The organism is Denitratimonas tolerans, assembly GCF_037203605.1.
Taxonomy (GTDB): Bacteria; Pseudomonadota; Gammaproteobacteria; order Xanthomonadales; family Xanthomonadaceae; genus Denitratimonas; species Denitratimonas tolerans.
Genome location: NZ_JBBDHC010000006.1, coordinates 1 through 26,231, shown reverse-complemented (window position 1 = coordinate 26,231; position 26,231 = coordinate 1). Strand labels below are relative to the sequence as shown.

General features: G+C 69.0%; 20 protein-coding genes. 10 read left to right on the top strand and 10 right to left on the bottom strand.

What is annotated here, in order from left to right; all coding sequences use genetic code 11:
• Positions 1–90: 90 nt before the first annotated feature.
• Positions 91–2,928 (top strand): M16 family metallopeptidase, encoded by a 2,838-nt coding sequence (locus tag WB794_RS05500; protein ID WP_337334843.1) that lies wholly within the window; start codon positions 91–93, stop codon positions 2,926–2,928.
• Between the two features lie 77 nt (positions 2,929–3,005).
• The gene (locus WB794_RS05495; RefSeq protein WP_337334842.1) at positions 3,006–3,425 is read left to right on the top strand and encodes a DUF4156 domain-containing protein; all 420 of its coding nucleotides are present in this window, start codon (positions 3,006–3,008) and stop codon (positions 3,423–3,425) included.
• A gap of 20 nt (positions 3,426–3,445) precedes the next feature.
• On the opposite strand, the gene WB794_RS05490 is transcribed toward WB794_RS05495, so the two are convergent.
• From WB794_RS05490 to gpmI, 3 genes are read right to left on the bottom strand one after another with little or no spacing between them, the layout of a single operon-like run.
• Complete coding sequence (locus tag WB794_RS05490) at positions 3,446–4,810, bottom strand: S41 family peptidase (RefSeq protein WP_337334841.1); 1,365 nt, start codon at positions 4,808–4,810, stop codon at positions 3,446–3,448.
• 48 nt (positions 4,811–4,858) lie between these two features.
• Positions 4,859–6,049, bottom strand: a complete 1,191-nt coding sequence (locus tag WB794_RS05485) for a murein hydrolase activator EnvC family protein (RefSeq protein WP_337334840.1) — start codon at positions 6,047–6,049, stop codon at positions 4,859–4,861.
• A gap of 6 nt (positions 6,050–6,055) precedes the next feature.
• The gene (gene gpmI / locus WB794_RS05480; RefSeq protein WP_415926647.1) at positions 6,056–7,597 is read right to left on the bottom strand and encodes a 2,3-bisphosphoglycerate-independent phosphoglycerate mutase; all 1,542 of its coding nucleotides are present in this window, start codon (positions 7,595–7,597) and stop codon (positions 6,056–6,058) included.
• Positions 7,598–7,768: 171 nt separating this feature from the next.
• Here gpmI and WB794_RS05475 point away from each other — a divergent pair, with 171 nt between their 5' ends.
• The 3 genes from WB794_RS05475 (at position 7,769) to WB794_RS05465 (ending at position 11,203) form a co-directional block, all read left to right on the top strand.
• Positions 7,769–8,440, top strand: a complete 672-nt coding sequence (locus WB794_RS05475; RefSeq protein ID WP_337334838.1) for a DUF4097 family beta strand repeat-containing protein — start codon at positions 7,769–7,771, stop codon at positions 8,438–8,440.
• 68 nt (positions 8,441–8,508) lie between these two features.
• Entirely contained in the window at positions 8,509–10,227 is a 1,719-nt protein-coding gene (locus WB794_RS05470) for a M28 family metallopeptidase (RefSeq protein WP_337334837.1), read from the top strand.
• A gap of 91 nt (positions 10,228–10,318) precedes the next feature.
• Complete coding sequence (locus WB794_RS05465) at positions 10,319–11,203, top strand: EamA family transporter (protein WP_337334836.1); 885 nt, start codon at positions 10,319–10,321, stop codon at positions 11,201–11,203.
• 265 nt (positions 11,204–11,468) lie between these two features.
• On the opposite strand, the gene WB794_RS05460 is transcribed toward WB794_RS05465, so the two are convergent.
• On the bottom strand, positions 11,469–11,831 hold the full coding sequence (locus tag WB794_RS05460; protein ID WP_337334835.1) for an Hpt domain-containing protein: 363 nt from the start codon (positions 11,829–11,831) through the stop codon (positions 11,469–11,471).
• A gap of 267 nt (positions 11,832–12,098) precedes the next feature.
• On the opposite strand from WB794_RS05460, the gene WB794_RS05455 reads away from it, so the two are divergent.
• The 5 genes from WB794_RS05455 (at position 12,099) to WB794_RS05435 (ending at position 16,406) form a co-directional block, all read left to right on the top strand.
• A complete protein-coding gene (locus WB794_RS05455; protein ID WP_337334834.1) occupies positions 12,099–12,410 on the top strand; it encodes a ComEA family DNA-binding protein in 312 nt (103 codons plus the stop codon).
• A gap of 161 nt (positions 12,411–12,571) precedes the next feature.
• Positions 12,572–12,994: a VOC family protein gene (locus WB794_RS05450; RefSeq protein WP_337334833.1), complete on the top strand. Its 423-nt coding sequence runs from the start codon at positions 12,572–12,574 to the stop codon at positions 12,992–12,994.
• Positions 12,991–13,776, top strand: a complete 786-nt coding sequence (locus WB794_RS05445; protein ID WP_337334832.1) for an aminotransferase class IV — start codon at positions 12,991–12,993, stop codon at positions 13,774–13,776. Before WB794_RS05450 ends, WB794_RS05445 begins: the two co-directional genes overlap by 4 nt.
• Positions 13,777–13,846: 70 nt before the next feature.
• Positions 13,847–15,067, top strand: coding sequence for an aspartate aminotransferase family protein (locus tag WB794_RS05440; protein WP_337334831.1), 1,221 nt, complete (start codon positions 13,847–13,849; stop codon positions 15,065–15,067).
• A 58-nt stretch (positions 15,068–15,125) separates the two neighbouring features.
• A complete protein-coding gene (locus WB794_RS05435; RefSeq protein ID WP_337334830.1) occupies positions 15,126–16,406 on the top strand; it encodes an amidohydrolase in 1,281 nt (426 codons plus the stop codon).
• Positions 16,407–16,559: 153 nt separating this feature from the next.
• Here the strand turns inward: WB794_RS05435 and WB794_RS05430 are convergent, their stop codons facing one another.
• The 6 genes from WB794_RS05430 to WB794_RS05405 form a co-directional block, all read right to left on the bottom strand.
• Positions 16,560–17,663, bottom strand: coding sequence for a YVTN family beta-propeller repeat protein (locus WB794_RS05430; protein ID WP_337334829.1), 1,104 nt, complete (start codon positions 17,661–17,663; stop codon positions 16,560–16,562).
• A gap of 44 nt (positions 17,664–17,707) precedes the next feature.
• On the bottom strand, positions 17,708–20,116 hold the full coding sequence (locus WB794_RS05425) for a right-handed parallel beta-helix repeat-containing protein (RefSeq protein WP_337334828.1): 2,409 nt from the start codon (positions 20,114–20,116) through the stop codon (positions 17,708–17,710).
• Positions 20,117–20,534: 418 nt separating this feature from the next.
• Complete coding sequence (locus WB794_RS05420; RefSeq protein ID WP_337334827.1) at positions 20,535–23,240, bottom strand: protein kinase domain-containing protein; 2,706 nt, start codon at positions 23,238–23,240, stop codon at positions 20,535–20,537.
• Complete coding sequence (locus tag WB794_RS05415) at positions 23,224–23,793, bottom strand: ECF-type sigma factor (RefSeq protein WP_337334826.1); 570 nt, start codon at positions 23,791–23,793, stop codon at positions 23,224–23,226. The genes WB794_RS05420 and WB794_RS05415 overlap by 17 nt, the downstream gene beginning before the upstream one ends.
• A gap of 255 nt (positions 23,794–24,048) precedes the next feature.
• Complete coding sequence (gene hemL / locus WB794_RS05410) at positions 24,049–25,335, bottom strand: glutamate-1-semialdehyde 2,1-aminomutase (protein ID WP_337334825.1); 1,287 nt, start codon at positions 25,333–25,335, stop codon at positions 24,049–24,051.
• Between the two features lie 129 nt (positions 25,336–25,464).
• A complete protein-coding gene (locus WB794_RS05405) occupies positions 25,465–25,965 on the bottom strand; it encodes a DUF192 domain-containing protein (protein ID WP_337334961.1) in 501 nt (166 codons plus the stop codon).
• Between the last annotated feature and the right edge of the window lie 266 nt (positions 25,966–26,231).

Sequence of the window (26,231 nt, the reverse complement as noted above, 5' to 3'; positions counted from 1 at the left end):
CGACGGCGGGTGCATGACCAATGGCCGGTGCCCGGCATCGGGTCGGCTTCTAGAATGCACGGTTGCTTTCATCTCAAGGACGCACCAACGATGCGCATTTCCCGAGCCTTCCGCCTGGCCGCCGCGCTTGGCTTTCTGCTGGCCGCCGGCTCCGCACCGGCCCAGACCCGCGTCGACATTCCATTCGAGCAGTTCACCCTGCCCAACGGCCTGCGCGTGGTGGTGCACGAGGATCACAAGGCACCGGTGGTGGCGGTCAACATCTGGTATCACGTCGGTGCCAAGAACGAGCCGATCGGCAAGAGCGGCTTCGCCCACCTGTTCGAGCACCTGATGTTCCAGGGCTCGGAAAACCACAGGGGCGAGTTCTTCGAGCCGTTCGAGAAGGTCGGCGCCACCAACCAGAACGGCACCACCGACCAGGACCGCACCAACTATTTCGAGAACGTGCCCACCACCGCGCTCGACATGGCGCTGTGGATGGAGTCCGACCGCATGGGCCACTTCCTCGGCGCCATCGACCAGTCGCTGCTGGACGAGCAGCGCGGCGTGGTCAAGAACGAGAAGCGCCAGGGCGAGAACCAGCCCTACGGACAGGTGTGGGACGCGCTCTCGCGCGCAAGCTATCCCGCCGACCACCCCTATCATCGTTCGGTGATCGGCTCGATGGCCGACCTCGATGCCGCTTCGCTCGACGACGTGAAGGGCTGGTTCCGCTCCTGGTACGGCCCCAACAACGCCGTGCTGGTGCTGGCCGGCGACGTCGACCTTGAAACCGCCAAGGCCAAGGTCACGCGTTACTTCGGCGATATCCCGGCCAGCATCACCGTGCCCAGGCTCGCGCCCGATCCCGCACCGCGCAAGGCGTCCACGCGCGAGACCATGAGCGATCGCGTCGCCCAGGCCCGCATCTACCGGGTCTGGAACGTGCCGCAGTTCGGCACCGACGATCTGGATCGCCTGCAGCTGGTCGCGCAGATCCTTGGCGGCAGCAAGGCCTCGCGCCTGGACAAGCGCCTGGTGCACGAGGAAAAGCTGGCCGACAGCGTGATGGCCGGTGCCTGGGGCGGCGAGCTGGGCTCTTCGTTCGCGGTCATCGTCAACGCGTCCTCGCCCGACAACGTGGCGCAAATCGAGGCGATCCTCGATGAAGAGGTCAAGCGCCTGATCGCCGAGGGCCCGACGGCGCGCGAGCTTGAGCGCGCCCGGACCGTGTTCCAGGCTGGCTTCGTGCGCGGCATCGAGCGCATCGGCGGCTTCGGCGGCAAGGCCGATGCGCTGGCCGAGTGCACGGTGTTCACCGGCGATCCCGGCTGTTTCCGCGCCAGCCAGGCGGTGATCGAAGAGGCCACGCAGGACGCGCTGCGCAAGACGGCGGCCGCCTGGCTGGCACAGGGCGACCACACCCTGGTGGTGATGCCGGGCGACGCGCCGCCCACGCCGGCCGAGGATGCGCCGCACGTCGCGTCCACCGAGGCCGCGCCCGCCGATGCCGGCAAGGTGCTCACGCCCGACCCGAAGTTCACCGTCGTCAAGAGCGACGTGGACCGCTCCCTCGGCGTGCCGGAAACCACGCGCTTCCCCGACCTGAGCTTCCCGGCGCTGCAGCGCGCCAAGCTCAAGAACGGCATCGGCGTGGTGCTGGCCGAGCGTCACGAGATCCCGGTGGTGCAGGTGAGCCTGGAGTTTGCCGGGGGCTACGCCGCCGATGTGGGCCGCAAGCTCGGCACCGCCAGCTTCACGATGGGAATGATGGACGAGAGCGCCGCCGGCATGGATGCGCTGACGCTGAGCGACCGCGCCCAGTCGTTGGGTGCCAACATCGGCTCGGGTGCCTCGCTCGACGGCGGCAACGTCTATCTTTCCGCACTCACCGACAGGCTCGCGCCCTCGCTCGATCTCCTGGCCGATGTGGTGCTGCGCCCGGACTTCGCCGACAAGGAAATCGAGCGCGTGCGCAAGGCATGGCTGGCCGGCATCGCGCAGGAAAAGACGCGGCCCAATGGGGTCGCCAATCGCCTGCTGCCGCCGCTGATGTACGGCGCGGGGCACCCTTACGCGATTCCCTTCAGCGGCAGCGGCGACGAGGCCTCGATCACCGCGCTCACGCGCGCCGACCTGGTGGATTTCCACCGCGACCTGATCCGCCCCGACAACGCCACGATCGTCGTGGTCGGCGACACCACGCTGAAGGAGATCGTGCCGCTGCTGGAAAAGCGCTTCGGCAAATGGAAGGCACCGCGCCGCAAGCTTCAGCTGCCCAAGGTCGAATCGGTCGGCCTGCCCGCGGCAACGCGCGTGTTCCTGGTCGACCAGCCCGGCGCGGTGCAGGCCAACATCCTTGTCGGCCAGGTGGTCGATTCCACCCTGGACCCGGCGGCGCTCGACTTCGACCTCGCCAACGGCGTGCTGGGCGGCAAGTTCTCTTCGCGCCTCAACATGAAGCTGCGCGAGGAAAAGCAGTGGGCCTACGGTGCCTACAGCTTCACCTCCGCGGCGCGCGGGCAGCGCCCGTGGATCGCCTACGCGCCGGTGCAGATCGACAAGACCGCGGAGGCCCTGGTCGAGATGAAGAACGACATCGTCGCCTTCGCCAGCGGCGAGCGCGCGGTGACCGCCGACGAGCTCGGCAAGATCAAGGTCAACAACGTGCTCAGCCTGCCGGGTGCCTACGAAACCGCCGCTGCGGTGATGGGCGCGATCGGCGGCATCGTGCGCTACCAGCGCCCCGACGATTACGTCACCACGCTCAAGCAGCGCACCGAGGCGGTGCCGCTGGAGGCGGTGCGCGCGGCGGCCGCGAAGCTCCAGCCACAGGCGCTGACCTGGGTCGTGGTCGGTGACCTGTCCAGCATCGAGGCACCGGTGCGCGCGCTGGAGCTGGGCGAGGTCGCGGTGCTCGATGCCGACGGCAAGAAGATTCGCTGACGATTCACCGTTCAGCCATGCGATGCGACGGGCGGGGTGACATACTCCGCCCGTCTTTCGTTGCCCGGAGTATCCCCATGATCCGCATGCGCATCGCCATCGCGCTTCCCGTCCTGCTGCTGGGTGCGTGTACCTGGGTGAAGATGGAGCCTGGCGGAACCGGCGTGCGCGTGCTGGGGCTCGATGCGCCCGTCGACGGCTGCACCCGGCTTGGCGAAATCGGGGTGTCGGTGAAGGACCGCGTCGCCTTCTATCAGCGCAACGACCTGAAGGTGCGCGACGAGCTGGAAACCATGGCGCGCAACGAAGCCATCGGTCTGGGCGCGGATGCGATCCGCCCGTTGGAAGAACCTGCTGCCGGCGAGCAGCGCTTCACCGCCTACCGCTGCGGCACCGCCGCGCCGGGCCGTTCCGCGACCCCGGCGCGCACCACCCCGCCGGCCAGTCAGCCGCTGCAGCTGGAAGACGCCGAAACCTATCCGATCCGGGAAGAGTGAGCCCGCTCGGCTCCGCGTGCTCAGTGGCGCTGCGCTGACGGGCGATCGCGGAACACCGCCAGGCCTTTGAGCAGGTTCAACGCCTCGCGCACGCCGGCGTCGTTCAGCTCCTCGCCGCGTGCGATCGGCTGGACGCGGACCGCGCCGCTGTTGACAGCTGCCGCATCGTCGATCTCGTTGTCGCCCGCCAGGTGTCCGGGCAGGTCGCGCTCGCGCAGGGTGGGCGGCTGGTAGCTGGCGACCTCGTCGATCTCGCCCTGCGCCTGGAGCAGCACGTCGGGCACGATGCCGGTGGCCTGGATCGAGCTGCCGTTGGGGGTGTAGTAGCGCGCCGTGGTGACCTTGATCGAGTCGCCGTTGTCGAGCGGCAGGACGGTCTGCACCGAGCCCTTGCCGAAGGTCGTGCTGCCCAGCACCAGGGCGCGGTGGTGGTCGCGCAATGCGCCCGCCAGGACTTCGGCGGCGCTGGCGGTGTTGGCGTCCACGAGGATTGCGATGGGCGCGCCGTCGAGCAGGTCGCCGGGGTGTGCGGAGACTTCGCTGCGCGAGTGCGGCAGCCGCCCGCGCGTGCTCACGATGACACCCTGGTCGAGGAAGGCGTCGGCGGCTTCCACCGCCGCGTTGAGCAGCCCGCCGGGGTTGCTGCGCAGGTCGAGCACCAGGCCCTTCAGGGGTGAGGATTCCTGCGCGGTGAGTTCCTTGATCTTGCGCTCCAGATCCAGCCCGGTGTTGGCCTGGAAGGAGGAAATGCGCAGGTAGGCGTAGCCGGGTTCGAGCCGGCTCACGCGCACGCTGGAGACGCGGATCGTCTCGCGGGTGAGGGTGATCTGGAGCGGTTCGCGGCTGGCCTCGCGCATCACGGTCAGGCGCGTCTGGGTACCGATCTCGCCGCGCATGCTGTCGATCGCCGCGTCCACGCCGTCGGCGGTGATGGCCTTGCCGTCGATGGCGGTGATGACGTCGCCCGGGCGGATGCCGGCGCGCGCCGCCGGGGTGTCGTCGATCGGCGCGATCACCAGCAGGCTGCGGTCAGGCTGCTGGATCACTTCCAGCCCGAGGCCGTCGTAGGCGCCGCTGGCGGCTTCGCTGAGGGCGCGCGACTGGTCGGCGTCGAGGTAGGCGCTGTGCGGGTCGAGGTCGACCAGCAGGCCGCGAATCGCCGCGCGCATCAGGGTCGCGTCGTCGATGGGATCGACATAGCCTTCCTTGACCGCCCGGAATACCGAGACGAAGCGCCGGATCTCGTCCAGGCTGGCCGATTCGCCGTCGGCTTCCGCGTCCGCCCCGGCTGCCGGTTCGGCAGGCGCTTCGGCGAGCGCCGGGCGGACAAGGAAAAGCGGCGCGAACAGCGCCAGGGCGGTCCAACGAAGGAAAATGCGATTCATCGGCGAATTATTGCATGGCCGGCTGAACCGCACCGCGCGCGGCGCGCCTCAGCGGGCGCTGAACCAGCCGCGCGGATCGACCGGCCGCCCGCCCCGGCGCAGTTCGAAATAGAGCGCGGCGCGCGTCTGTCCGCCCGAACTGCCGGCGCTGGCGAGCACGTCGCCGGCGTCCACCCACTCGCCGACCTCGCGCTGCAGGCTGTCGTTCTGGGCGTACAGGCTCATCCAGCCTTCGCCGTGGTCGAGGATCACGATGAGGCCATAACCCTTGAGCCAATCGGCGAAGGCGACGCGGCCGTGCGCCACGGCGCGGATCGGGGCACCGCTCTCGGCGGCGATCAGCCAGCCGTGGCTGGTGCGACCGTCGGGCAGAGTGCCGCCGAAACCGACCAGCGTCTTGCCTTTCAGCGGTGCCGTGAGCCGGCTGCGGCGCTGGGCGAAAGGCTGCGTCGCATCGATCCGGTCGGGAATGTCGGCGAAGATGTCGTGCAGCCGTTCGAGCAGGCCGACCAGCGCCTGTTCGTCGCGGCCCAGCGCCTTGAGCCGGCTGTCGGTGTCCTTGAAGCGGGCTTCAAGCGCGGCCAGCAGCGCGCGACGCTCCTCGCGCTGGGCTTCCAGTCCCGCCAGCTGCGCCTGCTGCGCGACGCGGCTGGCGTCGAGCGCCTCGCGCTGGGCGTTGACCTGGCGCACCACGCCGGCCAGTTCGGCCAGCTCGGCCATCAGGCTGTCGATGCGGCTGACGCGATCGCGCTGGAAGTAGCGGTGGTAGGCCAGCACCCGCGCCAGCGATTCGATCCGGTCCTGCGCCAGCAGCAGCTTGAGTTGCTCGTGCCGGCCCAGCGCATAGGCCGAGCGCAGCAGCGCCGCCAGCGCCTCGCGCTGCGCGCCGAGGCGTGTTTCCAGGCCTTGGCGCGCGGTTTCCAGCTTCGCCAGCTCGAGCTCCTGCTCGCCGATCCGGGCATCGATCCCGCGCAGCGCGCGACTCTCGCGGTCGACCGCCTGATCGGCTTCGCGCAGCGTGCGCGCCGCGTCGCCGCGCTCGCCTTCCAGCGCCTGTCGCGCGGCACCCAGTTCGGCGATTTCCTTGCGCACCTGCGCGAGCTGGCGCTCGGCCTCGGCTTCACGCGCGGCGCGATCGTCCTGCGCCGGGGCCGCATCGGCGGCGAAGGCCGGCAGCGCGACGGCCAGCACCAGCGCGAAGCACGCGGCCAGCCGGAAGCGGGTGCCGGAGGCGGTCACGGGGTGTCAATCGGCTGGGTGCAGGAAGGTGACGAGGTTGTGTCCGCTCATTTCATCCGGCTGCGCGATGCCAAGAAGGTGCAGCAGGGTGGGCGCGACATCCTTGAGCGCTCCGTCATCGGCCAGCGTTGCGGGGCGGCCGGAATAGACCAGCGGCACCGGCCCGGTGGTGTGGGCGGTGTGCGGCTGTCCGGTGGCCGGGTCGCGCATCATTTCCAGGTTGCCGTGGTCGGCGGTGAGAATCATTTCGCCGCCGACCGCGCGCAGGGCGGCGAGGATTGCGCCGAGCGCGGCGTCGATGGCTTCGGCGGCGCGGATCGCGGCGGAAAGATCGCCGGTGTGGCCGACCATGTCGGGATTGGCGAGGTTGCAGATGATGACGTCGTGGCGGCGCTGTTCGATCGCCTCGACCAGCCTGCCGGTGACTTCCGGCGCGCTCATTTCCGGCTGCAGGTCGTAGGTGGCGACCCTGGGGCTGGGCACCAGCACGCGCTCCTCGCCCGGCCAGACCTCCTCGCGTCCGCCGTTGAAGAAGAAGGTGACGTGGGCGTACTTCTCGGTTTCGGCAATGCGCAGCTGGCTCATGCCGCGCGCGGCGAGGATCTCGGGCAGAGTGTTGACGAGCGACTGCGGACCAAAGGCCACGCGCGCCGGCAGGGTGACGTCGTATTCGGCCAGGCACACGAAGCGCGACAGCGCGGGCGAGTGCGGCCGGGGGAAGCCGTCGAAGTCCGGCTTCACGAACGAGGCCGTGAGTTCACGCGCGCGGTCGGCGCGAAAGTTCATGAACACCACCGCGTCGCCGTCGCGCATCGGTACCGCGCCCTCGATCACGGTCGGCTGCACGAACTCGTCGGTTTCTCCGCGCGCATAGGCCGCTTCCAGCGCCGCCACGCCGTCGTCGGCGTGCAGCGGCGACTGCGCACGGGCGATGGCCTGCCAGGCGCGCTCAACGCGATCCCAGCGATTGTCGCGGTCCATCGCGTAGTAGCGCCCGCTGACGCTGGCCACGTGCGCACCGGGCACCGCGGCGCAGCGCGCGGCGAGTGCCTCCAGGCTGGCGCGGGCGGATTTCGGCGGGGTGTCGCGCCCGTCGAGGAAGGCGTGCACGGCAATGCGCGTGACGCCTTGACGCCGCGCCAGATCCAGCATCGCGAACAGGTGCGCCTCGTGGCTGTGCACGCCGCCGGGCGAGAGCAGGCCGAACAGGTGCAGGGTACCGCCGGTCGCCTTCGCCGCGGCGCAGGCGCCGGTCAGCGCCGGATTGGCGAAGAAGCTGCCGTCGGCGATCGCCGCGTCGATGCGGGTGAGGTCCTGGTAGACCACGCGCCCGGCGCCCAGGTTCATGTGGCCGACTTCGGAATTGCCCATCTGCCCGTCCGGCAGGCCCACGTGCAGCCCGGAGGTGTGGATGAGGGTGTGGGGGCAGTCGCGCAGCAGCGCGCGCCAGTTCGGCAGCGTGGCCTGCGCCACGGCGTTGTCGCTCGGGTCTTCGCGATGGCCCCAGCCGTCGAGGATGAGCAGGAGCACGGGCTTGGGTCGGGACACGGCGTGACTTCCGGCAGTGAAAAACGGGCGCATGATAGCGGATGCTGGCGTTGCGGCCGGTTCAGGCCGCGGGCCGCAAACGCGAGGACACTGTCGCGGTGCAGCGTCACATCGGGTGTGGCGCGGCGTCGTTCGACGGGCGGTTTCCCCCAGATGAAAAGGAGTTTGATCATGCGCAGGATTCTCTTCGTGCTTGCACTCGTCGCCAGCCCGCTGGCGCTGGCGCAACAGGACGTCAGCAAGGTCAACGGCAGCATCCGCACCGAGGTCGGCGTGCGCTACGGCGACCTGGACACGGTGAACGGTTCGATCGAGGTTGCCTCGGGCGTCGTGGCGGGCGACGTCGAAACGGTCAACGGCCGGATCGAGGTGGCCGAGAACGCCCGCATTGGCGGCGCCGAGACGGTCAACGGCAGGATTTCCATCGGCGAGAACGTGGTGGTGGACGGCGACGTGGAAAGCGTCAGCGGCAGCATCACCGTTGGCGCGGGAAGCCGCGTGCGTGGCGACATCGAGGCGGTCAACGGCGGCATCACGCTGACGCGCGCCGAGCTGGGCGGCGGCATCGAGAACGTCAACGGCGCCATCACGCTGCAGGGTGCGACCGTCGCGCGCAGCATCGAGACGGTGAACGGCGACATCCTCGTGGGCCGCGACAGCGTGGTGCGCGGCGACATCATCGTGCGCCGCGCGCGCGGGATCTCGCTGGGCCGCAGCGCGCCGCCCAAGGTCACGATCGAATCGGGTGCCACGGTGGAAGGACGCCTGGTGTTCGAGCGCGAGGTGACGCTCAGCATCGCGCCCGATGCCAAAGTGGCCCACGCCGAGCCGGTCGAGCGCTGATCGGCCGCGCCGGTCGCGAAAGCCGCCTACAATGGCGGCTTCCGTTCCGGACATCCCTGGAGTTCTCCATGCGATTCCCCCTGCTGCCGGCCGTGCTGGCCTGCGCCCTGCTTGCCGCCTGCGGGCGGTCCGAGCCCGTTGCCACCGCGCCCGATCCGGCCGCCGTACCCGCGCCGACCCAGGCGACCGCACCGGCTCCGCACCAGTTCGATGCGGCGATCACCGCCGATGACTTCCTCGCCGACATCACCGCGCTGGCTTCGGATGAATTCGCCGGTCGCGCGCCGGGCACCCGAGGCGAAACCCTGACGGTCGAATACCTGCGCGACCGCTTCCAGGCCATGGGCCTCAAGCCCGGCAATGGCGACAGCTGGTACCAGACCGTGTCGATGGTGGAGACCACCGCCGAGCCCGTGGCCGCGACGGTCAAAGTCAGGGACAAGACCCTGGAGTGGGCCTTCGGCACGCAGTGGGTGACGGGTACCCGCAGCGGGCAGGCGGCGGTCGAGGTGACCGACAGCCCGATGGTGTTCGTCGGCTACGGCACCGTGGCACCGGAGGAAAACTGGAACGATTACGCCGGCCTCGACGTGAAGGGCAAGACCGTCGTGATGCTGGTCAACGACCCGGGCTTCCATGTCGATGATCCGGCCCTGTTCGGCGGCAAGCGCATGACCTACTACGGGCGCTGGACCTACAAGTTCGAAGAGGCCGCGCGCCAGGGCGCGGCGGCGGCGCTGATCATCCATGACACCGACGGCGCGGGCTATGGCTGGAGCGTGGTCGAAAATGGCTGGACCGGCGCGCAGTACGACCTGCCCGCGGCCGAGGATCCCGAGCCGCGCCTGCCGCTGCAGGGCTGGATCACCGGCGAATCCGCCCAGGACCTGTTCGCCCAGTCCGGCCTGTCGCTGGAAGCGCTGCGTCGGGCGGCCAGCAAGCCCGGATTCCGGTCCGTCCCCCTGCCTGCCACGCTCTCGGTCGCGCTCAAGAGCACGATCAAGGCGTCCGAGTCCAGGAACGTGCTCGCGCTCCTGCCCGGCACGGAGCGTCCCGACGAGGCCGTGGTCTACATGGGCCATTGGGACCACCTGGGCACCCAGACCGCTGCCGATGGCAGCGTGCAGATCTTCAACGGGGCGATCGACAACGCCTCGGGCGTGGCCGGCATCCTCGAGATCGCGGACGCCTTCGCGCGCGGCGGGCAGGCACCGAAGCGCTCGGTGTTGTTCGCGGCGGTGACGCTGGAGGAGTCGGGCCTGCTGGGCTCCAAGTACTACGTTGCGCATCCGACGTTCCCCATGCGCAACATCGCCGGCGTCATCAATATCGACGCCATGACCATCGTCGGGCGCACCCGCGACATCGTGGTCACCGGCTACGGTGCGTCGGAGCTGGAGGACATCCTGCGCCCGATCGCCGAGCGCCAGGGGCGCGTGCTGCACGGCGAATCCAGCGTGGAAAAGGGCTTCTACTTCCGCTCCGACCACTTCAATTTCGCCAAGGCCGGCGTGCCGGCGCTGTACGCCAGCGCCGGGCTGGACCACGTCGAGAAGGGCGAGGAGTACGGCATGGCGATCGCACAGGAGTACGGCGTCAACCGCTATCACAAGCCCGCCGACGTGGTCGACCCGAACTGGGATCTCTCCGGCGTGGTGGAAGACCTGGAGGCGCTGTACGCGGTGGGCCGCGAACTGGCCGATGGCACGGCCTGGCCGAACTGGTATCCGGGCAATCCGTTCCGGGCGGTACGCGACGCCGATCGCGCGCCCGCGCCCTCGCCGTAAACCCATCCCGCAAGCGCGGTGCCGATCCGGTGCCGCGCCCGTCGTCCGCCCGCGCCCCGTGCGCGGGCGCTTCTTATTCCGGCCCCGGAACATGCCGCTTTCCCACCTCCTCCTGACGCTGGCCGTGGTCGTGGTCTGGGGCACGAACTTCGTCGTGATCCGCTACGGGCTCGACGCGTTCCCGCCGCTGCTGTTCGCCACCCTGCGGTTTGCCTTCTCCCTCTTGCCTTGGGTGCTGCTGGTCAAGCGCCCGGCGGTGCCGTGGCGCTTCCTTGCCGGAAACGGCCTGTTTCTGGGTTTTGGCATGTTCGGCTTGCTGTTCATCGCGATGCGTGAAGACATCACCCCGGGCGTTGCCTCGATCATGGTCCAGACCCAGGCCTTCTTCACCATCGCCCTGGCGATGGTGTTCCTGCGCGAGCGCCTGCGCCGCTATCAGGGCGTGGGTCTGGCGCTGTGTCTGGCCGGACTGGTGGTCCTGTTCGCCAACGTGGACGGCTCGGTCACCACGCGCGGCTTGCTTCTCACTCTCGCCGGCGGGCTGTGCTGGGCGGTGGCGAACCTCATCGCAAAGCGCGCCGGCAGGGTCGACATGCTGGGCTTCATGGTCTGGTCCTCGCTGTTCGCGATCCCGCCTCTGCTGGCGTGCAGCCTGTGGCTGGAAGGCGCGGGTGCGATCGGTGCGACGCTCGCGGATGCGTCCTGGCCGGCGTGGGCGGCAGCGGTGTGGCAGGGCGTGGCCAATACCCTGTTCGGCTACGGCGCGTGGAACTGGCTGCTGGCGCGCCATCCGACCGCCGTCATCGCGCCGTTCTCGCTGCTGGTGCCGGTGGTGGCGATGCTGTCCTCGGTCATCGTGCTGGACGAGGCGTTGCCGCTCTGGAAGGTCCAGGCCATGGTGCTGCTGATGGCGGGACTGGCGGTGATCGCGCTGTGGCCCAGGCTCCAGGCAAGGCTCGCGCGGCGACCTGCCTGAGCCTACGTGCTGCGTCCATCGCCTGCCGTGGCCGCAGGCTTCAGCCCCGCCCGGCCTGCAATCCGCGCGCCTCGGGTGCCTTCGCAGGCAGCAAGCCACCGGGCCATCGTGCAGTGCAGCGTGCCCGATGCGCGCTTGGCCCGTAGGATGCGCACCCACAAGATGTGGGGAGGGAGGGACCCGCTTCGTTCGCGAAGCGGGTCTTTCTTTTTGTGCGTGGCGTGCGTGCCGCCGGTGCCGGTGGCTCTGCCGCGTGCCGCCGCAATCAGAGTTCGGGCGAAAGCGCCAGCAGGCCGAGCAGCGTATCGCGCAGGCAGACGCGCAGCGCGGCCAGCAGGTCATCGGCTTCGCGACTGCCGAACTGGGCCGGTGGCAGGTGCTCCAGGCGCTGCGTGGCGCCGGCCAAATCGGTCGCGCCCAGCGCCAGCGCGGAGGAGCGGAGGAAGTGGGCCGCCTGGTTGAGCTCTTCGCTGTCGCGCCGCTCGTGGCCCAGCTCGATGCGGCTCAGCAGGGCCGGCGCGTCGGCGATGAACAGTCGGATCAGGCGTGCGCTGCTGCCGGGCTCGCTCTCGTCGAGCATGCGCAGCAGCGCGAGGGCATCGGGGTCGAAGGTGATCGGCGTGCTCATCGTGCAGTGGGCCGGTATCCAGGGTCGCAGTGGCCCGCAGCATAGCGCGATGCCCGAATCGATGCGCGCCCGTCGCGGTCGTGGCGGGATGCAGCCCGGAGCGATCGGACGGATGCGCATCGTCCTGCCTGGATGGGGTAGGAGATTTCCTAGGCGCGGCCGCGGCTTTATCGCAGGGCGCTGCGCGTCTTCGTCCGATCGCCGGGCCGCGACGCTGGCGCGAGACTGTGTCCCGCCACCCTCCGGCTCGTCCGCCTGACGCCTTGCATGTCGAAACTCCTGCTCCTGCCGCTTTTCCGCCTCATGGCCCTGATGCTCTGGGCGACCGCTGCCGCCGCGGGTGGCGCACCCGACGCGGGGCCGGTCGACATCAATCATGCCGATGCGATCGAGCTGGCTGCGCGCCTGAACGGTGTCGGCCCGTCGCGCGCCGAGGCGATCATCCACTACCGCGAAACACAGGGCCCGTTCGATCACCCCGACGAGCTGGTCCGCGTGAAGGGCATCGGGCCCAAAACGCTCGAAAAGAACCGGCAGCGCATCCGCATCGGTCCCCCGGCCGACACCGCGCAGCCATAACAGCCCGCATCGCGCCCGGCTCCCCCGCTCCGGCGCGATTTTCCCCTCGCCCGCCGCGGCCCGCCCCGGCGGGTTTTCTCTGTCCGGCTTGGGAACCCGACGCGGGCGCGCTATCGTGCCGGCGGTGCGCCGCCTGGCGCGAAGCGATCGGATGGGCTCCCGTGAAGTATCTGCATGCGATGGTGCGCGTACGCGATCTGGATGAATCGCTGCGCTTCTACTGCGACGGGCTGGGCCTGCGCGAAATGCGGCGCATCGAAAGCGCGGCCGGCCGCTTCACCCTGATCTACCTGGCCGCGCCGGCGAATCCCGAGGCCGAGATCGAGCTGACCCTCAACTGGGACTCGCACGAGGACTACGGCAGCGCGCGCAACTTCGGCCACCTGGCTTTCGAGGTGGACGACATCCACGCCACCTGCGCGCACCTGATGGCGATGGGCATCGCCATCCACCGACCGCCGCGCGACGGCCACATGGCCTTCGTGCGTTCGCCGGACCTGATCTCGGTGGAGCTTTTGCAGAAGGGAACGCCGCTGCCGCCGGCCGAGCCCTGGGCCTCGATGCCCAATACGGGCAGCTGGTGAGCACGACCCGCGTCTTCATCGACGGCGCGCCGGCCGAAGTCGAGGCCCTGGCCGGATTCACGCGCACCGGCTATGGCCACTTCACCACGATGCAGGTGCGCCAAGGCGTGGTGCGCGGGCTGGATTTGCACCTGATCCGCCTGCAGCGCGCCACCCGCGCCCTGTTCGACGGGCGGCTGGATATCGAAGCGCTGCGCGGCGACCTGCGCGCGGCGCTGGCCGCAACGCCGGACGCTTCGGTGCGGATCAGCGTCGTGGCGGGCAACTGGAATGCGCGCGGCATGTCCGGGCCGGCGCGCATCCGCACCCTGATCCTTGTCGATCCGCCGGCTCCGGAGCCGGAGAAGGCGGTACGCCTGCGATCCTTCGTCCACGAGCGCTACCTGCCGCGGTTCAAGCATCTGGGCGGTTTCGAGCTCTTCCACCTGCGTCGCCAGGCGCGGATGCAGGGCTTCGACGACGCGGTGCTGCGCACCCGCGCGGGCTTCCTGTCGGAAGGGGCGACCTGCTCGCTCGGCTTTTTTTCCGGCGAGACGCTGGTATGGACCCAGGCACCGCAGCTCGACGGCATCACCCGGCACCTGTTGATGCAGTCCGACCCGCGCGCGCAGGTGCGCGAAATTTCCCCGGAAGACGCGCGCGGATTCGACGGCGCGTTCTGCTGCCACTCGGGCGGCATCTGGCCGGTTTCGCGCATCGACGAGGTATCGATCCCGGTGGACGCGGCGCGCATCGCGGCGCTGCGGGCGCGACTGGCGGAAATTCCGATGCAGCCCATCTGAGCGGGCCTGCGCGTCGGCGCGACCGGGTGCGCAGCGGCCTACAATGGCGGCTTTGCGCCGCGAGTCCGCCATGTCCAACCGAACCCTCGCGCTGGTCGAAAGCGCCGCCCGCCATCTCGTGCCCACCTACCGCCCGCGCGCCCTGGTGCTCGATCGCGGACTCGGCGCGCGGGTGTGGGACATCGAAGGCCGCGACTACGTGGACTTTTCCGCCGGCATCGCGGTCAGCGCCCTGGGCCACGGCGACCCGGACCTGCTCGCGGCCCTGCACGCGCAGGCGCAAAAGCTCTGGCACACCAGCAACGCCTTCCTCACCGAGCCGCCGCTGCGCCTGGCCGAGGAGCTGATCGCCGCCAGCGGCTTTGCCTCGCGCGTGTTCTTCTGCAATTCGGGCGCGGAAGCCAACGAGGCGGCGATCAAGCTGGCGCGCCGGTTTGCCGCCCGTGCCGGGCGCGGTCCGGAGCGGCGCGTCATCCTGAGCTTCGAGGGATCCTTCCACGGGCGCACGCTGGCGACCGTCACGGCGACGGCCCAGCCGAAATACCAGCACGGCTTCGAGCCGCTGCCGGGCGGGTTCCGCTACGCGCCGTTCAACGATGTCGCCGGCTTTGACGCCGCGTTCGGCGACGACGTGGCCGCCGTGATCGTGGAGCCGGTGCAGGGCGAGGGCGGCGTGGTGCCTGCCGCGCCCGGATTCCTTGCCCACCTGCGTGCGCGCTGCGACGAGATGGGCGCACTGCTGATCTTCGACGAAATCCAGACCGGCGTGGGCCGCAGCGGCAAACTCTGGGCGCACCAATGGGACGGTGTTGCGCCCGATGTGATGACCCTGGCCAAGGGGCTGGGCTGCGGCTTTCCGATCGGCGCACTGCTGGTGGCAGATGCCGCCGCCCAGACGCTGGATTTCGGCAGCCACGGCACCACGTTCGGCGGCAATCCGCTGGCCGCCGCGGTGGCTCGGGCGGCGCTGCGCAAGCTGTCCGCGCCGGAGCTGCTGGACAACGTCGAAGCGCAGGCGCAGGCGCTGCGCGATGGCCTGCATGCGCTGGACGAAAAGCATCAGGTGTTTGCCGAAGTCCGCGGTCGCGGGCTGATGCTCGGCGCCGTGCTGCGCCCGGAACATTCCGGGCGCGCGGCGGAGGTTCTCGATCATGCCGCCAACGCGGGCTTGCTGCTGCTCCAGGCCGGGCCGGACGTGCTGCGCCTGGTGCCGGCGCTGAACATCGGTGCCGAGGATGTGGCTGAAGGTTTGGCACGACTGGATGCGGCACTCGCTGCATGGCGAACATGAGATGCTCCCTCTCCCCCGCTCGCGGGGGAGAGAGACTCTATTTTTCCGGAGTATCGCCATGTCTCGATTTCTCACCTTGTTCCTGCTGCTGCTCGCTACCGCTGTCAGCGCCGAACCCCCGGTTTCCGTGGACGCGACATTGCGCGACCAGGTCATCGAATGGCGTCGCGATCTGCATCAACACCCGGAGCTGGGCAACGACGAAACCCGCACCGCGCAGAAAGTGGCCGACCACCTGCGTGCGCTCGGCCTGACCCCGAAAACCGGCATCGCCCACACCGGCGTGACCGCCGTGCTGAAGGGCGCAAGGCCCGGCCCGCGCATCGCGCTGCGCGCCGACATGGATGCCTTGCCCGTGACCGAACGGACCGGCCTGCCGTTCGCTTCCACTGTCCGCGGTGAATACCGCGGACAGCCGGTCGGGGTGATGCACGCCTGCGGCCACGACATGCACGTGGCGATCCTGATGGGCGTGGCCGATGCCCTGGTGGCGCGGAAGGACGAGTTGCCCGGTGAGGTGATGTTCGTGTTCCAGCCGGCCGAGGAAGGCCCGCCGGTGGCGGGCGAGATCGCCGGTGCCGAGCTGATGCTGGAGCAGAAGATCTTCGAAGAATTCAAACCGGACGCCGTGCTCGGCCTGCACGTCTGGGCCGGATTGCACGTCGGACAGATCGGCGTGCGCAGCGGCGGCATGATGGCCAGCGCCGACGAGTGGACGCTGACCGTGAAGGGCAAGCAGACCCACGGTTCGCAGCCCTGGGCCGGGGTTGACCCGATCACCGTCGCGGCGCAGATCCTGCTGGGCACCCAGTCGATCATCGCCCGCCAGGTGGACATCACCCGCTCGCCGGTGGTGCTGACCGCCGGCCAGTTCCAGGCCGGGGTGCGCTTCAACATCATTCCCGATGAGGCGACCCTCGTCGGCACGCTGCGGACCTTCGATCCGGCGCTGCGCGAGGACGTCATCGCGCGCTTCCGCAGCACTGCCGAGCACTTCGCCGGCGCTTCGGGTGCCAGCGCCTCGCTGGAGGTCGTCAACAACGCCCCGGCGCTGATCAACGATGCCGTTCTGTATCGCCAGCTCCTGCCCTCGCTCGAACGGGCGACCGGGGCGGGGAAAGTCGTCGAGATATCGCCGGTCACGGCGGCGGAGGATTTTTCCCACTTCGCCAACGCCTCGCGCGGGCTGTACTTCTTCGTGGGCAGCACCGCCGCGGACAAGGATCCGGCCACCATGCCGATGAACCACTCGCCCTTCTACGCCCCCGACGAAGGTGCCCTCGACGTGGGCCTGCGCGCGATGCTGCAGGCCACGCTCGACTTCCTGGGAGCGCTCTAGTTCGCGAAGCGGCGCTCGTCGCGCCCACGCAGGCGGGTGCCCAGCGGCTTCTGCGTGCAGCCGCAAGATAGGCTCGCCCGCGCGGCTTCCACCTGCACACGATCCCCCGGAGGCCCGCGCCGAACCGCCCCGGCGCTCAGGCCGCCGCGCCGTTCACCGCGGGGTGCCGCGCACCGCGGCTATCCACGCCAGCATCAGCGCCAGTGCGATCAGTGCCCAGGTGGCATTGGTCGGCACCGTCGTGATCGCGCGCGGCGTGACGACGGGCGGCCCGCCGCCCGCACCGGGTGCGATGAATCGACCGTAGGTGGCGAAGGCGCGGATGGGCAGGGTGGCGGTGATGGCGTGGGTGGTGGCGTCGATGGCCCAAACCCGGTCGGCGCTGATGTCTGCCACATAGAGGCGCGCATCGTCCGGCGTGATGGCAATGCCATACGGTTCGCCCGCACCTGTGGGCACGGTGGCGATCACGGCATGGCTGGTGGTGTCGATCACCGAAATGCTCGCGCCGAACTGGTTGGTCACATAGGCGCGCGCGCCCTGGTTGCTGAAGGCCACACTGTTGGGGTGGAGGCCGACCGGAATGGTCGCGATGACGGTCTGCGTGCCGGCATCGAGCACCGATACCGTGTCGCCCATGCGGTTGGTCACATAGACGCGGGAGCCGTTCGGATGAACCGCCACGCCGCGCGGATCGTTGCCCACCGGCACGGTGGCGATGAGGACGTGGGTGGTGGCATCGACGATGGAAACGGTGTTGTTGCCAGTATTGGCGACGTAGACCCGGTCGCCAGCCGGGTTCACAGCCACGCCGAACGGCGCGCTGCCCGCGCCCAGGGACACGCTGGCGAGCACGGTGAGGCTGGCGGTGTCGATGATGGCGAGAGTGCTGTCCATGAGGCTTGGCACATACACGCGCGTTCCGTCGTCGCTTGCCGCCACCGAGAACGGTGCCGCTCCGACCGGCACGCTGCCGATCTGGACATGGGCGTTGGTATCGAACACGGCCAGCGCCGCGCCGCCGGCGAGGGTGACGTAGGCGCGCGCCTGGTCGCGGCTGACGGCCACTCCCCAGGGCGAGGAGCCCGCGGCCATCGGGATGCTTGCCACCACCGCGTGGGTAGCGGTGTCCAGCACCCGCACGGTGTCGCCGTCCGGACCTTCGGCGAGGTAGGCGAAGGGTGCGGCCAGGGTGCCGGCGAACGGCGCGAGCGCAAGGCAGAGGGTCGCGAGAAAACGCTGGATCAGGAGGGGCATGGGGGATTCCTTCGAATGGGGCGGAAAACGCTGCGCTGTCGAACTCACGGCATCTCGAATCCGTCGCTGAAGATGTCTCCGCCGAGGATGGAGCTTCTGCAGCGGCTGAACTCGGAGGTGCCGCGATGCCAGAAGAACGTGCCGCCCGGGTCGCCGAGCAGGCGCGTGGCCGTGGCGGTGACCCAGCGCGGGGTGTTGAAGTAGCCGGTGCTGCCGGCTGGCGCGGTCAGCGCCGCGTTCGTGTAGGTCGTCGAGCCGTCGCCCACGCCGTCCCAGCCGTTCACGATCTGGGCGAAGGTCGAGCCCAGCCAATCCTCGCCCTGGCCCCAGAAGCCCATCGGTATGCTTCCGATCACCACGGGGTTGCACTGCGGCACGGCGTAGAAGTCGATCCGGTACCAGCCGTTGGACGAGGCCAGCGCGCCGCTGGCCTGTGCGGTGTCACCGCTGCCTTCCACCAGGGTAATGCTGGGCTTGTTCTGGTTGCCGTTGGCGGCGCTGGCGGGCGGATCGGAATTGTTGTCATCGAAGAAGCCGATGCCATCGTCGCCCAGGTCGATGCCGATGCCGGCGTTGTCGTGGAAGCGGTTGCGCCGGATGGTGTTGAAGGCCGAGGCAATCACCGCCACGCCGTCATTGCCGCTGAAGCCAATGCGGTTGGCATCCACCTGGGTGGCGCTGGATGCGTTGGCGATACGCACGCCATGCCCGCCGTTGCCGCGATTGGCGCATGTGCCTGCACACAATGCCGGGATGCCGATGCGGTTGTCGGTGATACGGTTGCCCACCGCATGGCTGCCACTTACTTCGACGCCGTGCAATGTGCTGTTGGCAATCACGTTGCCACGCACGATGTGACCGGGGCCGTGGATCAGGATGCCGCGTTCGTTGCCGCGCTGGTCGCCGCCGCTGAGGGTTCCGATGTAGTTGTTCTCGACGATGGCCGTGCCCGGCTGGGTGCTGCCGGAGCCCGAGATGCTGATGCCCGTGCCCAGTGCATCCACGATGACGTTGCGGTCTTGCGGCTCCGGCCCGCCGATGCGGACGCCTTGGGTACTGCCGCCCACGCGCACACCGGTGCCGCTGGGCAGGGCGGTGTAGCTGCCGAAGGTGCCGCCCACTTGCGAACCCGCCAGGCGATGGTCGCGCCCACCGGCGAATTGCGCTGCGGCAATCGAGTGGCCTGAAAACCCCAATCCCTCGATGCTCACCGTGGCGTCGGGTGAAGCCGTGGTGGCGACGTTCAGGCCGTAGGCGCCGGTGATCTGGTTGGCGCCATTGAGAACCACGCACAGTGTCGCATTGTTGCCGAGCACGGCACTGTTGCGGCTGGAGCCGGGTTGGGTATAGCCATCGATGACAACTGGCTCGGCGATGGTGGGCAGCAGCGAAGCCAGCGTGATGACGCGCGGGCAGGCACCGGAAATGTTGAAGTGGATCCGGTTGACGTTGGGTGCGGCATTGGCGTCGATCAGCGCCTGGCGCAGCGATCCCGCGCCGGTGTCATTGGTGTTGGTGACCGTCAGCACGGTGGCGGTGGAGCCGATGTCGGATTCGAATGCGCCGCGATCCGGGGCTGCGCCTTGCCAGCGCGTGTTGCCGGCAAAATCCTTCTGGCTGAGCAGATTGACATCGTTGCGCCCGCTGTTGATGCCTGGCGATGCGCCGCCCAGCCGCCAGTCATCGGTGGCCGGATCCACGAATTGTGGATTGACGTACTGGGACTGCATCGGAGCGGCAGCCAAGGGTCGATTGGCGTCCACGCCGTTGCCCAGGATGTTGTTGTAAAGGCGCGCGTCGATGTTCGGCACGGACGCACGCTTGCGCAGCCGGATGTCGCGCGTGTTGTCCCAGAACACGTTGTTGGTCACGAACATGCGCCAGGCATCGGTCTCTTCCGCGTCGGCACGGGTCACGCAAAGCGCACCGCTGCCGTTGTTCTGGGAAAAGGTGCTGTGTTCTATGCGGGCCGTCTCCATTCCATAGGATCGGATCTCGACCGCGCAATCGCTGAGCCAGCCACCGCCTGGATGGACGCCGCCGCTGTGGGTGATCAGGCTGTTGCGCAGGATCACCCGGCTCGCACCCAGTTGGGTGTGTCCGACGTGATCGAGCCAGACCCGCTCCAGGGTGAGGGTTTCATCGCTGATCAGGTACAGCGAGTTCAGGTTGCGGAGCGTCAATCGCTCGATCCGCAATGGCGCATCGGCCCTGAAGTTGCTGACGAACAGGTTGGTGCCGGTCAGCACGGTGGCAACAGGGTTTCCGCTGCGCGTGGTGCAGCCGCTGCCATAGCCGCCTTGAATGCTGATGGACTCCTCCACATCCGGATACGTGGGGCTGCCACCATTGCCATCGATGATGCTGCCGGTCATGTTCCAGGTGCCTGCCGTCATCTTGATCACGACAGCTTCGTTGGCGGCCACGGCCACCGCCGCATTGAACTGGGCCACGGTACTGACGCAGCGTTCTGCCGCCATCGCGCCGGGTGCAGCCAGGGCCAGCAGCAAAGTGAACGTGGCTGACCATGACGCGGCAGGGCGCAAAACAGTACGTACGGCGAACATGGCTAAATCCTTCGGAAGGTGGGCTTGCCGCTAACAACGCAGGTTCACCGGAAGTCGTGCCAGTTTTTTTCATGCCGCAACCCTGTGCTGCACCCTTCGGGCAGCGTTGCTGTGAAGAACGGCTGTCCTGCCGGCTTTTCAGAAGCCGCGTTCTTGTGGGAACAATTGATTTCGCGCAAGCGGCTTGATGTCGCGTCATTGCGGGTCAAGCCCGCAATGACGCGGAATAGGGGGCGTGAAAGCGGGCCCGCACGGGTGTGATGGCAAGCCTGTCCACGAGAAACAGGTGTTCCCGCGCAGCCTGCTATGAAAGCCCCGCCGAGTTCGACCGCTGCTTTGCCGCAAGACGGCGTGGGTGCTCGGGGCCGAGCAGGGCGGTTAGCATTTCAAGCTCTCGTTCGCGCCACTGCGCCACATCATCGTGGCCCAGCAGGGCGGCGGCTTCGGCGCGCAGGGTGAGGGTCTCGGCCAGCGCGTTGCTCGGGTGCGGATGGCGGCCGATGAGTTCGTCCAGGGATTCGTCCAGCATGGAAAGCGCGTCGGCATCGCCGCGGCGCAGGCGCGCGAAGGCGAGTGCGGCGCGAACCTGGAAGTAGTCGGCCTCTTCGCGGTTGCGTCGGCTGGCGAAATGGTCTTCCGCGGCGACGAGAACGTCGAGCGCTTCGGCATCGCGGCCTTGCGCCAGCAGGGTGAGGCCGAGCTGGGCTTCGGTCCAGCCCAGCTGGCTGGCGTTGGTGGCCGCGAAAGTGGCGCGGGCGCGCTCGGCCATCGCCGCGGCCTCGTCGAGCCTGCCGGCGTGGCGATACAGCAGGGCGAGCATGGTGCGGATGCTGGCGCTGATCGGGTGATCGGCGGGCAGGGTGCGTTCGGCGATGTCCAGTGCGGCGAGGCCTGTGGCATCGGCCTCGTCGAAACGTCCCAGGCCGAACAGGGCGTTGGCGCGGCCCAGGTGCAGCCAGGCCTGGCGCGATTCGGGAGCCTGCGGATCGAGCGCCAGTAGACGGCTGGCTTGCGCATAGGCGTGTTCGGCCTCGGCGTAGCGGTCGCGCCGGATGGCGGTGGCACCGAGATTGTTCCAGTCCACGGCCAGGCGCGGATCGTCCGGGCCGAGCAGGGTCTCGCGTTCGGCCAGTATCCGTTCGTAAAGCGCCTGGCTGGCGGGAAGGTCGCCGCTGAACTGGACGTTCTTGGCCAGTGTGGTGAGCGTGGCGATGCGGCCCAGGGCGAGATCGGCGCGCGGGCCGATGCGGTCGAAGATCGCCAATGCCTCTTTGCTGTCCGCCATCGCCGCCGCCAGTCGCCCGGTCGCGGTGTCGTGCATGGCCGAGTAATGCAGGCCATCAGCCAGCGCAGGCCAGGCGGCCTCGCCCAGGGTGCGCAGCTGCGCGATGCCGGCATCCAGCCGGGTTCGCCCTTCGTCGGCAGCGCCCAGTGAAATCAGGCCGTGCCCGATGGCGACCTGCAGTTCGGCCTGGGTGTCGGGTGCGTCGGTGAGTGCGTCGACGCGCAAGGCGGCGTCGCGGATGAGGTCCACGGCCGAGGTCTGCGCGCCGCTGCGCGAGAGCTCGGGATTGCCGGCCTTGAGCAGGGAAACCACGAAACGCTTGGTTTCCTCGGCCCGCCGAGCCTGCGCTTCGGCGCGCGCAAGGTGCTGCTCGGCCAGGGCGCGCTGGCGGTTGGCCTCGTGTGCCTGATCGCGCGCGATGCGCGCCTGCCACAGCGCGGTGCCGAAGCTGGCGACGAGGGCGATCAGGGCCAGCGCGGTCGCGGCGGCACCGAGGCGATGGCGCAGCACGAACTTGCGAATCCGATACCCGGAGGTGTCCGGCCGCGCGTTGATCGGGCGGCCGTCCAGATACAAGCCCAGATCCGCGCCGAGCGCGGCGGCGGAGGCGTAGCGGCGCTCGGGCTCGGGGCGCAGCGCAGCGAGCACGATGCGGTCGAGATCGCCCGCGACGAGCCGGGCCAGCCTCGCCGGTTCCGGTGCTCCCTCGCCCCAGCGCTGCGTCAGCTGCGTGGGCTCAAGCTGGCGCAGCGCCTGGCTGGGGCGGACCAGCGAGGCGTATTCGCCCCCGGCACCGACGCCGGTGGTGAGCCCGCGCTCGCGCCGATAGGGCAACTGACCGGCGAGCATTTCGTAGAGCACCACGCCCAGCGCGTGCACGTCGGTGGCGGTGCTGATCGCCTCGCCGTGGATCTGTTCGGGTGCGGCATAGGCTGGCGAGAGTGCGCGCAGGCCGGTGCGGGTGTGGTGCGCGTCGGGCGCGTCGTCGAGCAGCTTGGCGATGCCGAAATCCAGCAAATGCGGTTCGCCCTGTGCGTCCACGAGGATGTTGGAAGGCTTGAGGTCGCGGTGAACGACGAGCCGGCTCTGGGCATAAGCCACGGCATCGCAGACCTTGCGCAGCAGGGTCAGGCGCTCGCGCAGCGACAGCCCGTGCTCGCGCGCCCAGTCGGTGATCGGCGTGCCCTCGACATGCTCCATGACGATGTAGGGCCGCCCCTCGCCATCCATGCCGCCATCAAGCAGGCGCGCGATGTTGGGGTGGGCGAGACTGGCGAGGATGCGGCGTTCCTGCAGGAAGCGCTGCAGGATGTCCTCGCTGTCCATGCCGCGCTTGAGGCGCTTGAGCGCCGCGCGCTGGGTGAAATCACCGTCGTGGCGCTGCGCAAGAAACACCTCGCCCATGCCGCCGCGGCCGAGCGGTTCGATCAGCCGCCAGTGGCCGATGGTGACGGCGTCCTGCTCCGACGCGGCGTTGGACGTTCCGCCTTTTGATGCACTGGCCGATTGCTCCAGCGCCTCGTGCGCGAGTGCGCCCAGGCCGCGCTCGAACAGGCCCTCGCCGGATTCGGCGTTGAGCAGGGCGCGAAGCTCGCCGGCAAAGGCCGGATCGGCGCGCGCGATGTCATCGAGGCGCTCGCCCTGTTCGGCGGTATCGAGATCAAGCAGTTCGTCGAGCGCGGCGGACAGGCGATGCCAGTGCGCGGCGTCACCCGGCGGTGGCATGGGCCAGATCCCGGTACAGGAACGCCTTGGCCTTGCGCCAGTCGCGCTTGAGGGAACGCTCGGACCGATCGAGCACGGTGGTCATTTCGACAAAGCCCAGGCCACCGAAGAAATGCAGCTCCACCAGCCGCGCGAGGCTCTCGTCGAAGTGCTCCAGACGCTGCAGCGCAGCGTCCAGGCTCAGCAACTCGTCATCCTGACCGGCCAGCACGGCGGTCAGGGCCGGTTCGCGCACGTCATCCAGCGACAGCGGCGCGACCCCTTCCCCGCGCTTGGCGGCACCGCGCTTGCGCACGTGGTCGATGACGATCTGGCGCATCGCGCGCGAGGCCAGCGCGAAGAAGTGTCGGCGGTCGTTGGGTGCATCGTCGCCACGCGCCATGCGCAGGTACACCTCGTGCACCAGCGACTGCGCGTGCGCGATGTCGGTGCCGCTGCGCAGCAGGTGATGCTGCGCCATTCGGTGCAGATCGGCATAGACCGAATCGAACAGCCGCGCCTCGGCGATCTTGTCGCCAGAACGGGCAGCGGCGATCAGCAGGGTGGTGTCCACGGCAGGGTCCGGGGGAGGTCGCCGCATCATTCCATGCCGGAGGTCGCGATGCCAGAGGCGCCGGCATCGCGTCACTCGCGCGAAGGCAGCAGTCCGGCGACTTTGATTTCAATGATTCAATGGCGCTGGATCAAGAGTCCTTGGGGAAAGCGTCCCGTGGCAATAGCGGACCTTTTCGGAGGTCTCCAGAGTGACGAAGCTCTCGGCGTTCTTGTCGCTGCCACCTGTGGTCGTGCGCTATCGGAGGTCACGGCCTCAGACGGCCTTCGCTTCCGCGAATGCCTCGCGTGCCGCATCAAGCGTGGCGGCAATGACGTCTTCGGTATGTGCGCTGGAAAGGAAGCCGGCCTCGAACGCGGAGGGTGCCAGGAACACGCCGCGTTCCAGCATCGCATTGAAGAAGCGGTTGAACATCGGCACATCGCAGGCGGTAGCCTGGGCGTAGGTTTCGATCTTTTCGGCGGTGAAGAACAGCCCGAACATCGCGCCCACGCGGGTGGTGGTGAACGGCACGCCCGCGCCATCGGCCCAGGCTTGCAGACCGTCGCACAAAAGGCGCGTGCGGCGCGCCAGTTCGTCGTGGAAGCCGGGTGCCTGGACCAGCTCCAGCATCGCCAGTCCCGCCGCCATCGCCACGGGATTTCCCGAGAGCGTGCCGGCCTGGTAGATCGGGCCGGCGGGGGCGATCTGCTGCATGAGGTCGCGGCGCCCGCCGTAGGCGCCCACCGGCATGCCGCCGCCGATGATCTTGCCGAAGGTGGTCAAATCCGGCGTAACGCCGTAGTGCGCCTGCGCGCCGCCGAGCGCGACGCGGAAGCCGGTCATCACCTCGTCGAAGATCAGCAGCGCGCCGTGCTGGGTGCACAGCGCGCGCAGGTGCTGGAGATAGCCTTCGCGCGGCGGGATGCAGTTCATGTTGCCCGCCACCGGTTCGACGATCAGGCCGGCGACGTCGCCGCCCACTTCGTCGAGCAGGCGCGTGGCGGCCTCGAAGTCGTTGTAGGGCAGCGTCAGGGTGAGATCGGCCAGCGCTGCGGGCACGCCGGGCGAAGTCGGCGTGCCGAGCGTCAGCGCGCCCGAGCCGGCCTTCACCAGGAAGGCGTCGCCGTGGCCGTGGTAGCAGCCCTCGAACTTGACGATGCGCGAGCGCCCGGTGGCGCCGCGCGCCAGGCGAATCGCCGACATCGTGGCCTCGGTGCCGGAGTTGACCATGCGCACCATTTCCACCGAGGGCACGAGCCGGGCGATGGTTTCGGCCATCGTCACTTCTGCCTCGCACGGTGTGCCAAAGCTCAGGCCGTCCTTCACCGCGCGCTCGACCGCCTCGCGCACATGGGGATGGTTGTGGCCGACGATCATCGGCCCCCACGAGCCGACGTAGTCGATGTAGCGATTGCCTTCCACGTCCCATAGATACGGGCCATCCGCGCGCCGCGTGAAGAACGGTTCGCCGCCCACGGCGCGGAACGCGCGAACGGGCGAGTTCACGCCGCCGGGCAGGCGCGCGCAGGCGCGAACGAAAAGGTCGTGGTTGGAAGTCATGGCAAGGATCCGGCGGAAGTGGGGGTGTGGATCGAGCGCGGCGCAGTCGCGCGTCCCGAGCCGCCATTGTCGCGGCTCCCCGCATCGGCAGCCAGTGCGACGCCCGGGCGGCCATCGCCGCCGGGGACTTCATCGAGGAACAGGCGGGTCGCGCGGCGGAGGCTGGATGCGCGTGCGGATCTCCGGGGCAAGGGTCAGCACGTCACCCGGAACAAGCCCGAGTCGGCGCGCGTGTCCCGCATTGAGCTCAAGGACGAACCGCGCCGGCCCCAGGCTCGGATACGACGGGCAGGTCTGCGTGGTGCAGGGCGGCGCACCCGCCGCCACCGAGACAAACCGCAGTGCGCCGTCGAAGTAGAGGATGTCGAGCGGTATGCGCGTGTTGCGCATCCAGAAGGCCTGCGCCTCCTCGCGCTCGAACACGAACAGCATGCCGCGGTCGGCATCCATGCGGTCGCGAAACATCAGCCCGCGCTGGCGCGCCTCGTCGTCCATCGCCAGCTCCACGCCATAGCGCTGCCCTTTGAGTTCCACCCAGGGCGCACCGCTTGCTGCGCAGCCCGACAGCAGGCTTGCGGCAGCGGGCAAGGCAAGTGCAAGGGTCAAGAGTCGGCTGCGCCAGAACGTCATGGCATCCACCAGTTGGACAGGGAGTGATCGAAGATAGCCGATGTCCGCGGGGCACTGGAACGCCGCCTTCACTCCGGTGTGGCCCAGCATCGGCGCGCTGGGGGCCGAGGCGGATGTCGGATGTGTTGACAACCATGCGACATGGTGTAGGATGGCCGGCTCGCTTGGACGTTTTGCCCGCTCTGTGGGGCAGCGAAACGGACGCGCCGGGGGTCGGAGCGCAGGTGTTGACGGTTCCGGAAACTGGTGTAAGATGAGCGGCTCCC

Bases quoted from the DNA above. Each gene is read 5' to 3' on its own strand.
- WB794_RS05500 (WP_337334843.1), top strand. From the start codon at position 91: ATGCGCATTTCCCGAGCCTTCCGCCTGGCCGCCGCGCTTGGCTTTCTG.
- WB794_RS05495 (WP_337334842.1), top strand. From the start codon at position 3,006: ATGATCCGCATGCGCATCGCCATCGCGCTTCCCGTCCTGCTGCTGGGT.
- WB794_RS05490 (WP_337334841.1), bottom strand. From the start codon at position 4,810: ATGAATCGCATTTTCCTTCGTTGGACCGCCCTGGCGCTGTTCGCGCCG.
- WB794_RS05475 (WP_337334838.1), top strand. From the start codon at position 7,769: ATGCGCAGGATTCTCTTCGTGCTTGCACTCGTCGCCAGCCCGCTGGCG.
- WB794_RS05470 (WP_337334837.1), top strand. From the start codon at position 8,509: ATGCGATTCCCCCTGCTGCCGGCCGTGCTGGCCTGCGCCCTGCTTGCC.
- WB794_RS05465 (WP_337334836.1), top strand. From the start codon at position 10,319: ATGCCGCTTTCCCACCTCCTCCTGACGCTGGCCGTGGTCGTGGTCTGG.
- WB794_RS05460 (WP_337334835.1), bottom strand. From the start codon at position 11,831: ATGAGCACGCCGATCACCTTCGACCCCGATGCCCTCGCGCTGCTGCGC.
- WB794_RS05455 (WP_337334834.1), top strand. From the start codon at position 12,099: ATGTCGAAACTCCTGCTCCTGCCGCTTTTCCGCCTCATGGCCCTGATG.
- WB794_RS05440 (WP_337334831.1), top strand. From the start codon at position 13,847: ATGTCCAACCGAACCCTCGCGCTGGTCGAAAGCGCCGCCCGCCATCTC.
- WB794_RS05435 (WP_337334830.1), top strand. From the start codon at position 15,126: ATGTCTCGATTTCTCACCTTGTTCCTGCTGCTGCTCGCTACCGCTGTC.
- WB794_RS05430 (WP_337334829.1), bottom strand. From the start codon at position 17,663: ATGCCCCTCCTGATCCAGCGTTTTCTCGCGACCCTCTGCCTTGCGCTC.
- WB794_RS05420 (WP_337334827.1), bottom strand. From the start codon at position 23,240: ATGCCACCGCCGGGTGACGCCGCGCACTGGCATCGCCTGTCCGCCGCG.
- hemL (WP_337334825.1), bottom strand. From the start codon at position 25,335: ATGACTTCCAACCACGACCTTTTCGTTCGCGCCTGCGCGCGCCTGCCC.
- WB794_RS05405 (WP_337334961.1), bottom strand. From the start codon at position 25,965: ATGACGTTCTGGCGCAGCCGACTCTTGACCCTTGCACTTGCCTTGCCC.